Below are 12,497 nucleotides of genomic sequence, written 5' to 3' on the forward strand. Positions count from 1 at the left end.
AAACCTCCTTCGGGAGGTTTTTTATTGGAGATTCCTTTATGGAAGATATAGAACTTCCGAAAGGGAGTGAGCCACTCGAAGATGATCGTCGCGAACGTTTGGCACAAGAATACTTAAAGTGCTTAAACATTGCCAAGGCTGGTGAATTGGCAGGGTATGCGGATAAGAGTACCTCATGGAGAGCTTGGAGTAATCCTGATATGCAGGATCGCATCAACTTTCTTAAAGGTGAACGTGCAAAAGAATTACATATTGAGCAGGTTGATGTTTTATCTCGGCTTTGGGCAGTTGCTACAGCTGACCCGCGTGAACTGGTAAAACACAAATTAGTAAATTGCCGTTTTTGTTGGGGTGAAGACCATCAATACCAGTGGCGTGATGAAGCAGAATTTGAAAATGCTTTACAACAAACGATAGCTGAAGAGAGAGAAATTCAAAAAGAAGATCCAGATTATCGTTGTAACTATCCAACTGATGTTGGTGGTTATGGATTTCGCAGAACTAAACCACCTCATCCCGAATGCCCGTCATGTGATGGCGAAGGTAAAGGTTATTTGCACATTGAAGACACGTCAACTTTAAGTGAGTCAGCTCAATTATTGTATGCAGGTGCAAAGCAGACCAAAGAAGGCATTGAAATCAAAATGAATGATCAAATGGCTGCTTTAAAGCTGGTTGGTCAACATATTGGTATGTTTGCAGGAAAGATAGAACATTCAGGCACTATAGAAATTCAATCTCTTTCCGAATTGATGGATGAATTAAGCAAAGGGGATTAATAAGGAGGGCATATGCTTAAACCTGAGCATAAAGCAAAACTTGTTGATCAGCACTGGCGATTAAATAACCTCTACTACATCACTGATAAGAAGGGTAAACAAGTCAAATTCAAGATGACTCTTGAACAACTTGAATACTTTGAAAACGAGTGGTCAAGAAACATTATCTTAAAAGCAAGGCAGCTTGGGTTTACAACAGAAGTTTGTATTATTCAATTAGATGCTGCTTTATTCATGTCTGATAAATGTGCATTGATTGCACATACCTTACATGATGCTAAGCGCTTATTTCGTGAGAAAGTAAAATATGCGTATGAAAAATTACCTCACCCTTTAAGAGCTGCAAATCCACTTCTTATCGAAACAAAAGAAGAGCTAGTATTTAAGAAAGGTGGTTCAGTTACAGTAAGTACTTCATTTCGTGGCGGTACATTAAAACGGCTGCATATTTCTGAGTTTGGTAAAATTTGCGCCAAATATCCAGATAAAGCGCGTGAAATTGTCACTGGTGCGTTTGAAGCTGTAAGTGTTGATGGAAAAATCACGCTTGAATCAACAGCTGAGGGAAAGGCTGGTTATTTTTATGATTACTGCCAAGAAGCTGAAAAGCTTCAATTACAAGGCAGAACATTAGGAATCTTGGACTGGAAATTCTTTTTCTTCTCTTGGTGGAAAAATGGTGAATATGCATTACCAGTTGCTGGAGAAATTCCGCAGCGTTTAAAAGATTATTTTGCTGAGTTAAAGGCAAAATACAATATAAATACCTCACCAGAACAACAACAGTGGTACTGGCAAAAAGAGAAAACGCTTGGTGATGACATCAAGCGAGAATATCCAAGCATTCCATCTGAGGCATTTCAGCAATCAGTTGAAGGCGCATATTACAAGAAGCAATTTAAATTCTTATATGCAAATGGTCGAGTTGGTGAGTTACCTGATAATTCTCATCAATTGGTTTATACGTTTTGGGATATCGGTGTTGGAGACTCAACCGCAATATGGTTTTGTAGGCTTGTTGGCGAACAATTTCATTTCATTGATTACTACGAGAATAGTGGTGAAGGTCTACGTCACTACATGACTGTTCTAAAGCAGAAAGGCTATAACTATGATTCTCGTGGGCATTATGGCCCACACGATATGGCAAATAAAGAGTTTGGCTCAGATGCAAAATCACGAGTGGAATTAGCAAAAGAAGGATATGAAATTGATGGTCAAGTCTATTCAATAAAGTTCAATGTATTGCCTCGCACCGCTGTAGATGACGGTATCGAACAAGTACGTGAGATTTTACCTAAATGTGCTTTTGATGAGATTAAGTGCGAAGAAGGTATTTCTCATTTGGAAAGCTACAGAAAAGAGTGGGATGACAAAAAGGGATGTTGGAAAGACAAGCCATTGCATGATCATACGTCACATGGTGCTGATGCATTCCGTTATTTTGCTATAGCAATGAATAAGGTAAAACCAGTAACAACTCTAGATATACCAATTTTTGGAAGAAGAAGATGACAGGTGTAACTTCAAAGCATCCTGAATATATTAAAAACATTGAAACTTGGACAAAAGTTGATGATGTTTGTGATGGTCAGGATGCAATTAAGAAAAAGGGTAAAACATATTTACCAGTGCCTGTCACTTTTGGTGATGGGGATGAAGATCGTTATAAAGAGTATTTAGATAGAGCAGTATTTTATGGTGCGACTGGTCGAACTTTAATTAGTCATATCGGTTCGGCATTTAATAAGTTGCCTGATTTTAAAAGACCAGATGAGCTTGAGTATTTGGAGCGAAATGCAGATGGTGCAGGACGTTCTATTTACCAAAGCTCACAACAGATGTTGCGATTGATCTTAAAGCATTATCGTTGTGGTGTTTATGTCGATTTCCCACAAGTGGAACCTAGTCGAAATCGGGCTGAAGATAAGCAAAAGAATGCATTCCCAATGATTCACACATTGAAAGCTCAATCCGTTATTAATTGGGATTTTATTATTGTTGGAAATCAGAAAAAACTTTCCATTGTGGTTATAGAGGAAGCTGTTTCTACTTTAGATATTGATGGATTTGGTCGAACCAATGAAACACAGTATCGAGTTTTGCGTTTAACACCAGGTGAAAGTGATTTTATTTATTCTGTACAAATTTATAAGCGGAATGATAAAGAGGTTTTTGAGGCTGGTCCGCTTTATTACCCCACGGATTATCATGGTAAGCGTTGGAATTATATTCCATTTACATTTTGTGGTGCGATAGATAATACGGATGAAATTAATAATCCACCACTACTAGAGCTTGCAGATTTAAACCTTGCTCATTATCGTAATTCTGCAGATGTTGAAGAATCAGGATTTATTGTTGGGCAGCCTATTGTTTCTATGCCGAATATTACCCCTGATCAATATGAAATCATTAAAAAGGACAAGTTAGCGATTGGTGCTCGTAATGGATTTCCAACAAAAGTTGAAATTTCCCAAGCGAGTGAAAACAACTTGGCCAAGCAATTAATGGCTGATAAGTGGGTACAAATGAAAGAAATGGGTGCTCGCTTAATTGAGGTGGGGTCTGCTAATAAAACTGCTACACAAGCAGATAATGAGGACTCTTTGCAGCACTCAGTTGTTTCACTGGCAGTGTCTAATATCAGCGAAGCATTACAAATGGCGTTACGCTGGTGTGCTAAGTTTGCATTGCCCAACCATGACATTAAACCAGATGAGCTGACTTACGTTATTTCTCAAGATTTTAATAAGCAGAAATATAGTGTAGAGCGCTCAAGATTGATTTTGGAAATGGTTCAGGGTGAATTGTTGCCGCCAGAGGTTCTTTACCAGTATGAGCAATCTGGAACATTCTCAGATGCAAAATGGGAAGAGATAGAAAAGAAGATTGAAGAATATCGCATGAGTAAGCCACTAGCTGGTTATCAGCCATATCAAGGTGTAGAAAATGAACGATCAGGCGGTGCAAACAGCAATACTTGATGCCTTAAATCAACATAACTCTTATCTTCAAAGGCTCTCTTCATCTTCGCTTAATGAAATCTTAAATAAGTTCGATGGCTTATCTATCGAGATGTTAAATAAGTTACGCGATTTGCTGGATGACCTGAGTGAATCTGAAAAAGCAGCTTTAGCTGGTGGTAAATATACAACCCTATCTTTGAAAGAAATTCAGGGGGTGATAATGGGTTGGCAACAATCAATATCCATAACACTTCCTGAAATATTTACAGCTTCAGCAGTTGCTTTAGCTGTTCATGAGGCTGGATTTGTTTACTCCTTAGCTGATAAGAAAAGACCTGAATTGGAAGGTGAGAAGCTTTTCAATAAAATTCGGAAATTACCATATGCTGAAGGTCAATTGATTGATCTTATTTTTCCCAATATTGCAGAGGGTGTTAGAAAAAAGGCAGAATATGTAATACGTGATGGGATTTACCAAGGGCAGACAACTCAACAGATTATTCAAAGAATAAAGGGTACTAAAAAACTTAATTATTCAGATGGTTTGCTTCATCAGACGCGAAATGCAATTGATGCTGAAGTTAAGACCGCTCGCGCCCATGTGAGCAATATTGCCTATTTAGATACTTGGAAGGCACTTGGCTTTGAATATACAAAAGATGTTGCAACACTGGATGGACGTACAAGCCTAGGTTGTGCAGCCAAAGATGGACGCGTACAGCGAATTGGTGATGGACACCAAAAACCACCTTACCACCGCCGATGCAGAACAGTTCAAATTGGCTGTGATAAAGAAGGTGGTCTAGAGGGTGTGAGGCCATTTGTTGCAGATAATAGACCTGTTAAAAACATTCCAAAAGATCAGCGTGACGGTAAAATTGGGCAAGTTGATGCAAATACGACCTATAAAGAGTGGTTTGCAAGGCAAGACGATACATTTCAGCGTAATCTTCTCGGTAAAACAAGGTTTGAATTATATAAATCGGGTGAGTTTCCAATTGATAAATTTGTTGATCCATTAAGTGGTAAGAAATTCACTATTGCTGAATTAAGGCAAATGGATGAACAAACGTTTAAGGAGTTGGGGTTATGAGCGGTGATAAGAATTGCGAGCGAATGTTGGTTGTAAAGCGTCATCCAAAATTCAAACATAAACTCACTCTTTGTGATGAGGAAACAGGGCAGCCACTAAGCGGATTGATTGATATTAAGATTGAGAGTTCAGCAGATGCCCCAGCAAAGCTCATTGCTACTTTTGAAGCATGGGGATCGACTGGAATACGCTTTGAAGATGATTTTCGACAAACGTTTTAAATAAAGATTCAAATCACAGCACCTACCAAGGTGCTTTTTTATTGCCTGTAATTCAGATGAATAGGGCGCAACGAGCGGATGCTCACTCAAATAAAGGGTCGGATGACTTATGAAACTTAAAACAGTAACCATTGAAAACAAAATATATGCGGAAGTGAATGATCAAGGCTTGCCTATCTACATTCATGATGATGGCAAAGAATTAGCACATGATGCTCCACAAACAGTGGCAAAAATTGCTCAACTGAATGGTGAAGCTAAAACCAATCGTGAGCGATATGAAAAAGCTGAGTCATCACTAAAAGCATTTGAAGGTATTGAAGATCCAGCTGCAGCTAAAAAAGCTTTAGAAACTCTTAAAAACTTTGACGATAAAAAACTGGTGGATGCCGGTGAAGTCGAAAAAATCAAATCTGAAGCAATCAAAGCTGTAGAAGAAAAGTACGCGCCAGTTGTTCAGGAGCGTGATGCATTTCAAGCACAACTGCATAACGAACTAATTGGCGGTGGTTTTGCTCGTTCTAAGTTTATTCAAGACCAAGTGTCTGTACCAGCCGACATGATCCAAGCTCAATTTGGCAAAAGCTTCAAAATTGAAGAGGGCAAGGTTGTGGCGTATGGGGCTGATGGTCAAAAAATCTTTTCACGTACTCGCCCGGGTGAAGTCGCTGACTTTGATGAAGCTTTGGAAACTTTGGTTGGTGGATATCAATACAAAGATTCGATCTTAAAGGGCTCTCAGGCTGGCGGTGGTGGCTTTCAGGGTGGTGGTCAAGGCGGTGCGGCAAAATCACTAGCAGATTGCAAAACACGTGAAGAGAAAGTCGAATTTCTAAAAACAGTTAAATAATTAGGAGAAGCCCATGGCTTTTGATTTACAGGTTTTTAATAAACAAACCTATCTTGCTATGACTGAGTATATGGCTCAGGCAGTAGACAAATTTAATGAAGCATCTCAGGGTGCTATTCAATTAATCAGTAAGCCATTTTCGGGCGATTTTGATATTGAAGCCTCTTTTAAAGCAATCGATGGCTTGGTTCGTCGTCGTAATGCTTATGGCTCGGGCACTGTTGCTGCTAAACGCTTGCAACAAATGCTTGATGTCGCAGTTAAGGTGGCAGCAGGTACTCCACCAATTCGTTATGAAAAGCAGCAGTATTTGTGGATCATGCAAAATCCTGAACTTGCAGCATTAACAATTGGTGAGCAATTAGCAAAGGCAAAAATTGCCGATATGTTAAATGCAGGTATTTTAGGTGGCTCTTCTGCAATTGGAAGTGTTGCCGCTCTTGTGGAAGGTGATGGAACCACTGACGCATCCTTTCGTTTATTAAATAAAGGGGCTTCACGCATGGGGGATCGTTCAGGTTCTATCCGTGCTTGGGTAATGCATTCAATGACAATTCATAACTTGTATGACAATGCGTTAACCAATACAGAAAACCTTTTCCGCTACGATGGCGTTAATGTTATTCGTGATCCTTTTGGCCGTTTGTTTGTGGTGACTGATTCTCCAGCCTTGGCTGTTACAGACACAACAACCGTGTATAACACTCTTGGTTTAGTGGATGGTGCAATTGTTGTTAATGATAATAACGATTTCAATGCCGAACTAAACGCAATTACTGGTGGTGAAAACATCGAATACGAATACCAAGCCGAATGGACTTATGGTGTTGGTGTTAAAGGTTTTGCATGGGATATGGCTAATGGTGGTAAATCGCCGACAGATGCAGCAATCGGAACCCCAACAAACTGGGATAAAATCGCGACATCAGTTAAAGATACTGCTGGTGTCTTGGTAAAATCTAAATAATTTGAAGCCCCTTAATTGGGGCTTTATTTTTGGGAAATAAAAAATGAAAGACAAGGTTAAGAAGTTATATTTCACCAATGATTTTAGCGCTAGCAATGTGCAGAAACTTCAGGGTGAAGGCTGGATCATTCGTAATGCTCAACTTGCAAAATCTGATTCATTTGTGGAAAAGGCTGACGAATATGGTGGTGATGTACCTGAGCGCTACAAAGCTAACATTGGAAAAGTTACAGTTGAAATAGATGTTCAAACATCCCCAGAGCTTCAGCAAGCAATTGATGAAGCAAAAGCTGAGTGCGAGAAAGCAGTTGCTGAACGTGATGATGCTTTAGAGCAACTTCAAGCTGCTAAAGGTGAATTTATTGCATTCCAAAATAACATTGAAGCAATGAAAGCACAAATCACCGAATTGGAAGCAAACGCTGATAAAACGGATGAAGAAAAACCAAAAACTACCAAAACAAAATAGGTGAGTTATGAGCTTTATCACTATAGAAGATGCAAATCGTATATTGGGGAGCGACTTTGCGCCTGAAGGTGATAAAGCTCGTTTAATTCTATTGGCCAATACATGGATGAAGAATGAAATAGGTTTTGTTCCTGATCCAATAGATCCTTTATTGCAAGATGCAGCGTGTGAAATCGTAAAAGGCATTAAAGCTGGCATGATTTACGCTGGTACTTCTCGTCAAACAACAAGCGAACGAGTAAAAGCCGATACAGTTGAGGTTGAAGAGTCGTTTGTAGAGGGTAGTCGTGAAATTTCAGAATTTGAGCAGATTGCCAAAGCATTTATAAGCTCTCTAGATCTAAAGCCCAAAGGATTTACATTCAAGGTGTATCGCGGATGAGAGATAAGATTCAATCTAAAGTGGCTAAAGCCTTTAATACTAAGCTTGCAGATGCCGTCACTACTTTTACATGTTCTAAAGAAATCCAATCTGGTGATTTCGACTTTGAAACACAAACTTATCCTACAGTGACTGTTGAGCAATATTCAGGACGTGGTGTATTTGGCTCATATAAGCGTGATTTGGTAAAGCCTATTGATTACCAAATTGAAGATGTAAAAGCTACTGTGCTTCAAAATGAAGTAACTGGTGTGCCTCAGATTGATGATGTTTGGGTGGCAGGGGTTGAGTTTAAGGTTTTAAGTATTAGTAAGGACCCAAGCGAAAGTATTTGGATTTGCCAGTTGAGAAAAGTTTAATTGTGATTGGTGGGTGGAACTTATGAGTTGGAACGGATTAAGACCATCACAATTCACACTCCAAGTTTTACGTGATGGCTCAGAACTACAAAGAAAAATTACTGCTGCAATGCTTCAAGGTGTAATCCTTAGAAGTCCAGTCGATACAGGGGCTTTCAGAGGTAATCATCGTGTTTCAATTGGCAGTGTCGATTACACCAAAGACTTTCAGAAAATAGATAAATCAGGTACCACAACCATTGCTGATGGAATGGCTAAAGTACTGAGCGTTCAATTGGGGATGAGAGTCTTCATTAGTAATAATTTGCCTTATTCAATTGCTCTTGAAAATGGGCATTCTGGGCAGGCACCTTTAGGTATTTATTCAATCACATTCCAGTCAGTTACGAGTAGATATAAATGATGACACTTACCGAGGCTGAAACAGTAATTCATAAGGAGTTACTAAGGATTGCAGTAAAAGAAAATTTAATAATAGAAATGCCAAACAAGCCGCAAATCAATGGAAAGCCTTTCCAAGCGCCTACTAAACAAGCATGGAGCAAGGCGTATATTCAATATGCGCACAGCAATATTGTTGGAATTGGAAATGAACCATGTGTACGTGACTTTGGGGCTATTTCCATTCAATGTTTCGCCCCTAAAGGAACAGGTCTGGTGGTGTTGTCTACGCTTTGTGATAAATGGAGACGGTATTTACAATCATTTAGAGTGGACGGTCTGGAGGTTTATTTAGTCCATGCACCACAAGATATGGATGATGATAATTTTTACGCAAAGATAGTGAGAGCTGAGTTTCGAGTTAATTAGCTTAATCACACAACAAACCTGAATTACTTTTAAACGAACCTGTCCTTAGTGACAGGTTTTTTAATGCCTGAAATATGGCATCCAAGCCAACTAGGGTAGCTCCTGAAAGGAAGATGGTCGTTTCGACTACTCATTGCATCTTCTTGTTGGCTCTTTTCTTTATGAGTAGTCGGAGCATACCAATGAATGCAATTGTAAAAATTAAGTATGAAGATTATGACCAATCCTTTGATAACAATGGATGGTTTAATGCAACAGAAGCAGCAAAACAATTCAAAAAGCGTGCGAATGACTGGATCAACCTTGCTGAAACGAAATCATATATTCAAGCACTTTGTGAATACATGGGAATAAGTGAGCCAAAATCACTAATTAAAACTAAACGGGGTGGAAGTACCGTTACCAGCCAAAATGGTAACGCTCAAGGTACTTGGTTACATCCTAAATTGGCAGTCCCTTTTGCTCGTTGGCTTGATTCTCGTTTTGGGGTTTGGTGTGATCTGCAAATTGACAATCTAATTCGAACCAATCAAGCACCACCTTCTGTACAAGACATGATTCGCCTGATGTTGTTGCCGACTGCAACTACATGGGAAAAACGTTTTCCTGATTCATATTACAAAGCCTTGGCAAAGATCACAGGAACAAAATTCAACAACCATATAGGTGGAAGTCCTGCAATTTTTGGGGACATCACAAATAAATGGATTTATCGAATCATTATGCCTAAAGAGGTTGTTACAGAACTTCGAGCAAATAAACGTGATGGTGAGAAAATGCATCAATGGCTTACAAATGGCGGTGAGCATATGCTTTCAAAACAAATCAATGCAGTGGAAGTCATTGCAAACAGTTCCACTGATTACCAAGACTTTACAGCTCGGTGTTATCAAGCTTTCCCACAAGCGAAAGGTCAATTGAGATTAGTGATGCAGGAGTGCATGGCGTGAATGTGATTACGGGTAATGCCTATTTGATATTCGCATGTAGAAAAGCTTTTGAAAATGATGCTGAAGTGGATTTTTTAATTGACGATGAAAAATATGTGATTCATGCAGCATCCAAAGCTAATCTATTTGATCTGAATGAAAAGCAAACTGAATTAGAGGCAAAATTCCCAAAGAGTAAAGTGATTATTACTCATAGACCATTATTCAATCTTATAGAAACTCTTGATCAGTTAGAGCAACTTGAATCTGCAATAGTTTCAGATGGCGGTCTAATTGATAGCAAACCTACAGGTCGAATAGTTGATGCATTCAACTGGGATCATAAGCACGATATTACAAAGCAATCTGGTCATTGTTGAGCAGACTTAAATCAATCCACCTCCTTAAAGGAGGTTTTTTTATGCCTAAATTAAGGAGAACTTAATGAGTTCTGGAGCTAAACAATTAACCCGAGTTGGTTTTGAAGCATCACCCGGTGTGATTGCAACCACTTGGAATACATTTGCATTTACCACAAATGGTTTAGATGCATCAGCACAAACTACAGAATCACAAACAATCAAAGATTCACGAATTGCAGCCGGCACTCTGGTAACTGGTGTTGAAGTGCAAGGCGATATTGAATCTGAATGGGCTTATGGCATTCAAGATAAAGTCTTAGAGCTAATTGCCTTCAATGCTTGGAATAGCAACGTTTTAACATTTGGTGGCACAACTCGAAAAACGCTTTCGATTATTCGTGGCTTTAGTGATATCGATAACTTCCAAGTTTTCACCGGTTGCCACATTAACCAATGGACTTTATCAATTCCTGATGGTGGCATTGTGACTTCTAAATTCGCAATTATGGGAATGAAGCGCACAGCTTATGAGGTTGCACCGACTGGTACCGTAACACCTGCAGTGGATGCAGTACCATTAACCAGTCTATCCACTGGTGACATCCTTATTGATGGTGAAAAGAAACCAGGAATGTGCATTACTCAGATTGAGCTAACCATTGATAATACAATGCAGATTCAGAAGTGCTTAGACTATGAAAATAACATTGCCGCAATCTTAGAAACCATTATGAAAGGCAGTGGTAACTTTACAATTGCATGGTCCAAAAACACTGCAGAGCTTTATGAAAAACAATTCTTAAATGAGCCGATCGGCCTTGAATATTCATTGAAAGATACTGCTGGTAATAAATACACGCTCAAACTACCTAAAGTTCAAGTATCTGCGCCTTTGCCAAGTGGTGGTGCTGGTGATGTATTGACGACTCAGTTTTCATTCACAGTCGCGGATGTTGCACCGACTCTTACACGTATTCCTGTAGTTGTGGGGCCTTAATCATGTTAATTGAAATTGAAGAACAGAAGTCCATTGAATACGTTCAAGAATGGTTTGATTTTAAAGATGGCGTGAAACTACTCATTGCGAGTATTGATAAGCCATCATTTCAGCGCTCACTTGAACTTAATGGGATTCAAGCTGAGCAAGAGCTTGCAGGCATTAAGGCCGTTACAGATGAAGGAGCAGTTAAGGCCAAATTAGGTTTTAACCGAGCTGTTTCACATCTATTGTTAGGATGGGTTGGGCTAGTCGGTAAAGATAAAAAGCCAATCGAATACAGCGCGCAAAATGCGGAGCTGATTTGTACAAGCTCAAAGCAATCACTTGAAATTATTGTCTTCATCATGGAAAAGGCTAAAGTGATCCATGACTCAAAGACTGAAGAGATTGCTGATGAAGTGGGAAAGTCCTCAAGCACTACGAACAAAGTAACATCAAATGGTGCGAAGAAAAAACCGCAGAAGTCTACCAAAAGCTCGGCATAAAGCCACCTGAGCGATTAGAACCAAGCTTCACAGCAGATCACATGATTAAAGCCTTTAATTTAATTTCAAAGGCTCGACGGTTTATTGCTTTTCCGCAGGGTGGTGGGTTTTATGACTCACTCACTCTTGCCGATATCAAAAGCTATTTTGATGTGTACGGTTGTGACTTGGATCGAGGACTACTTGTAGAGTGTATTTTCGCGCTAGATGCAAAGTATTTGAGTGAAATGAATAAAAAATAATTGATTCTTAGAGATTTAAAATAAGTTTGTAAATTATTGAATATTCTATAAAAAATGTATTTTCAATTACATGATGTTACATCTAACCTTTAGAAGTAACATGTATAAGAGAGAACTATATTCATATGGTTTTCTTGATTCCAAAACAAAACCCCGAAAGTTGGCGCTTTCGGGGTTTTTGCATTCCAGTCCACCACAAAGAAGAGAGGAAAAGTATTTCGTATGAATGATTTTATCACAAATTTAAATGGGTTGTTGAAAATGACAGCAGATATCTCTATTTGGCGACTAGCATTTTTGTTACTAGCTGTGATTGTTTGTATTCTTGCATGGCAATCACCTCAATTCCTCAAAGCATATCTTGAGTATAAAAAGCAGAGAGCTAACCAAGATGATGAATAAGTTATCAGAAAGTAAACCTTTAAGAGTTTGTACCTATTTAATAATGGCTGCAATTATTACTGGAATACTCGCATGGCAAGCAGCCCCAATACTACAAGCAGTAGCAAAAATAATAGAAGTAACTAAATAAACCGACCTACAAATGGTCGGTTTTTTATTGTCCGCGATGCGCCCTTAG

General features: G+C 39.0%; 19 protein-coding genes. All 19 read left to right on the forward strand.

All coding sequences use genetic code 11. The features are described 5' to 3' along the window. The first annotated feature begins 38 nt into the window (after positions 1-38). Positions 39-779 (forward strand): terminase small subunit, encoded by a 741-nt coding sequence (locus AC4CVF_RS01475; protein WP_239046277.1) that lies wholly within the window; start codon positions 39-41, stop codon positions 777-779. A 12-nt stretch (positions 780-791) separates the two neighbouring features. Beyond that, entirely contained in the window at positions 792-2,294 is a 1,503-nt protein-coding gene (locus AC4CVF_RS01480; RefSeq protein WP_490788787.1) for a terminase, read from the forward strand. After that, complete coding sequence (locus AC4CVF_RS01485; RefSeq protein ID WP_419361557.1) at positions 2,291-3,766, forward strand: DUF4055 domain-containing protein; 1,476 nt, start codon at positions 2,291-2,293, stop codon at positions 3,764-3,766. Before AC4CVF_RS01480 ends, AC4CVF_RS01485 begins: the two co-directional genes overlap by 4 nt. Next, the gene (locus tag AC4CVF_RS01490; protein WP_419354497.1) at positions 3,732-4,841 is read left to right on the forward strand and encodes a phage head morphogenesis protein; all 1,110 of its coding nucleotides are present in this window, start codon (positions 3,732-3,734) and stop codon (positions 4,839-4,841) included. The genes AC4CVF_RS01485 and AC4CVF_RS01490 overlap by 35 nt, the downstream gene beginning before the upstream one ends. Beyond that, on the forward strand, positions 4,838-5,062 hold the full coding sequence (locus AC4CVF_RS01495) for a hypothetical protein (protein ID WP_419318551.1): 225 nt from the start codon (positions 4,838-4,840) through the stop codon (positions 5,060-5,062). The genes AC4CVF_RS01490 and AC4CVF_RS01495 overlap by 4 nt, the downstream gene beginning before the upstream one ends. Positions 5,063-5,171: 109 nt before the next feature. Continuing rightward, complete coding sequence (locus AC4CVF_RS01500; protein ID WP_419354498.1) at positions 5,172-5,912, forward strand: DUF6651 domain-containing protein; 741 nt, start codon at positions 5,172-5,174, stop codon at positions 5,910-5,912. A 13-nt stretch (positions 5,913-5,925) separates the two neighbouring features. Continuing rightward, the gene (locus AC4CVF_RS01505) at positions 5,926-6,879 is read left to right on the forward strand and encodes a major capsid protein (RefSeq protein WP_419306126.1); all 954 of its coding nucleotides are present in this window, start codon (positions 5,926-5,928) and stop codon (positions 6,877-6,879) included. 43 nt (positions 6,880-6,922) lie between these two features. Further along, entirely contained in the window at positions 6,923-7,348 is a 426-nt protein-coding gene (locus AC4CVF_RS01510) for a hypothetical protein (protein WP_419354500.1), read from the forward strand. Positions 7,349-7,355: 7 nt separating this feature from the next. Beyond that, positions 7,356-7,730, forward strand: a complete 375-nt coding sequence (locus AC4CVF_RS01515) for a hypothetical protein (RefSeq protein ID WP_419354501.1) — start codon at positions 7,356-7,358, stop codon at positions 7,728-7,730. Beyond that, positions 7,727-8,089 carry a glutamate 5-kinase gene (locus AC4CVF_RS01520; RefSeq protein ID WP_419361546.1) on the forward strand — a complete coding sequence of 121 codons (363 nt, stop codon included), beginning with the start codon at positions 7,727-7,729 and terminating at the stop codon, positions 8,087-8,089. The genes AC4CVF_RS01515 and AC4CVF_RS01520 overlap by 4 nt, the downstream gene beginning before the upstream one ends. 22 nt (positions 8,090-8,111) lie before the next feature. Further along, the gene (locus tag AC4CVF_RS01525) at positions 8,112-8,492 is read left to right on the forward strand and encodes a hypothetical protein (protein WP_419354503.1); all 381 of its coding nucleotides are present in this window, start codon (positions 8,112-8,114) and stop codon (positions 8,490-8,492) included. Beyond that, positions 8,489-8,899 (forward strand): hypothetical protein, encoded by a 411-nt coding sequence (locus AC4CVF_RS01530; RefSeq protein WP_419354504.1) that lies wholly within the window; start codon positions 8,489-8,491, stop codon positions 8,897-8,899. The genes AC4CVF_RS01525 and AC4CVF_RS01530 overlap by 4 nt, the downstream gene beginning before the upstream one ends. Before the next feature lie 182 nt (positions 8,900-9,081). Then, the gene (locus AC4CVF_RS01535; RefSeq protein ID WP_239046266.1) at positions 9,082-9,849 is read left to right on the forward strand and encodes a KilA-N domain-containing protein; all 768 of its coding nucleotides are present in this window, start codon (positions 9,082-9,084) and stop codon (positions 9,847-9,849) included. Next, the gene (locus AC4CVF_RS01540) at positions 9,846-10,208 is read left to right on the forward strand and encodes a hypothetical protein (RefSeq protein ID WP_004724979.1); all 363 of its coding nucleotides are present in this window, start codon (positions 9,846-9,848) and stop codon (positions 10,206-10,208) included. The genes AC4CVF_RS01535 and AC4CVF_RS01540 overlap by 4 nt, the downstream gene beginning before the upstream one ends. A gap of 64 nt (positions 10,209-10,272) precedes the next feature. After that, on the forward strand, positions 10,273-11,187 hold the full coding sequence (locus AC4CVF_RS01545) for a phage tail tube protein (protein ID WP_490788788.1): 915 nt from the start codon (positions 10,273-10,275) through the stop codon (positions 11,185-11,187). 2 nt (positions 11,188-11,189) lie between these two features. After that, positions 11,190-11,675, forward strand: coding sequence for a phage-derived protein YdaY family protein (locus tag AC4CVF_RS01550; protein ID WP_419354510.1), 486 nt, complete (start codon positions 11,190-11,192; stop codon positions 11,673-11,675). Positions 11,676-11,716: 41 nt separating this feature from the next. After that, positions 11,717-11,917, forward strand: coding sequence for a hypothetical protein (locus AC4CVF_RS01555; RefSeq protein WP_239046263.1), 201 nt, complete (start codon positions 11,717-11,719; stop codon positions 11,915-11,917). A gap of 222 nt (positions 11,918-12,139) precedes the next feature. Beyond that, on the forward strand, positions 12,140-12,319 hold the full coding sequence (locus AC4CVF_RS01560) for a hypothetical protein (RefSeq protein WP_239046262.1): 180 nt from the start codon (positions 12,140-12,142) through the stop codon (positions 12,317-12,319). Beyond that, entirely contained in the window at positions 12,309-12,449 is a 141-nt protein-coding gene (locus AC4CVF_RS01565; protein WP_490788789.1) for a hypothetical protein, read from the forward strand. The genes AC4CVF_RS01560 and AC4CVF_RS01565 overlap by 11 nt, the downstream gene beginning before the upstream one ends. Positions 12,450-12,497: the final 48 nt, after the last annotated feature.

It is taken from the genome of Acinetobacter sp. LipI_19, assembly GCF_058242925.1.

Coding starts and splice junctions, on each gene's coding strand:
- AC4CVF_RS01555 (WP_239046263.1), top strand. CDS start 11,717: ATGATTAAAGCCTTTAATTTAATTTCAAAGGCTCGACGGTTTATTGCT.
- AC4CVF_RS01520 (WP_419361546.1), top strand. CDS start 7,727: ATGAGAGATAAGATTCAATCTAAAGTGGCTAAAGCCTTTAATACTAAG.
- AC4CVF_RS01525 (WP_419354503.1), top strand. CDS start 8,112: ATGAGTTGGAACGGATTAAGACCATCACAATTCACACTCCAAGTTTTA.
- AC4CVF_RS01550 (WP_419354510.1), top strand. CDS start 11,190: ATGTTAATTGAAATTGAAGAACAGAAGTCCATTGAATACGTTCAAGAA.
- AC4CVF_RS01515 (WP_419354501.1), top strand. CDS start 7,356: ATGAGCTTTATCACTATAGAAGATGCAAATCGTATATTGGGGAGCGAC.
- AC4CVF_RS01495 (WP_419318551.1), top strand. CDS start 4,838: ATGAGCGGTGATAAGAATTGCGAGCGAATGTTGGTTGTAAAGCGTCAT.
- AC4CVF_RS01475 (WP_239046277.1), top strand. CDS start 39: ATGGAAGATATAGAACTTCCGAAAGGGAGTGAGCCACTCGAAGATGAT.
- AC4CVF_RS01530 (WP_419354504.1), top strand. CDS start 8,489: ATGATGACACTTACCGAGGCTGAAACAGTAATTCATAAGGAGTTACTA.
- AC4CVF_RS01485 (WP_419361557.1), top strand. CDS start 2,291: ATGACAGGTGTAACTTCAAAGCATCCTGAATATATTAAAAACATTGAA.
- AC4CVF_RS01560 (WP_239046262.1), top strand. CDS start 12,140: ATGAATGATTTTATCACAAATTTAAATGGGTTGTTGAAAATGACAGCA.
- AC4CVF_RS01500 (WP_419354498.1), top strand. CDS start 5,172: ATGAAACTTAAAACAGTAACCATTGAAAACAAAATATATGCGGAAGTG.
- AC4CVF_RS01490 (WP_419354497.1), top strand. CDS start 3,732: ATGAACGATCAGGCGGTGCAAACAGCAATACTTGATGCCTTAAATCAA.
- AC4CVF_RS01510 (WP_419354500.1), top strand. CDS start 6,923: ATGAAAGACAAGGTTAAGAAGTTATATTTCACCAATGATTTTAGCGCT.
- AC4CVF_RS01505 (WP_419306126.1), top strand. CDS start 5,926: ATGGCTTTTGATTTACAGGTTTTTAATAAACAAACCTATCTTGCTATG.
- AC4CVF_RS01480 (WP_490788787.1), top strand. CDS start 792: ATGCTTAAACCTGAGCATAAAGCAAAACTTGTTGATCAGCACTGGCGA.
- AC4CVF_RS01565 (WP_490788789.1), top strand. CDS start 12,309: ATGATGAATAAGTTATCAGAAAGTAAACCTTTAAGAGTTTGTACCTAT.
- AC4CVF_RS01545 (WP_490788788.1), top strand. CDS start 10,273: ATGAGTTCTGGAGCTAAACAATTAACCCGAGTTGGTTTTGAAGCATCA.
- AC4CVF_RS01535 (WP_239046266.1), top strand. CDS start 9,082: ATGAATGCAATTGTAAAAATTAAGTATGAAGATTATGACCAATCCTTT.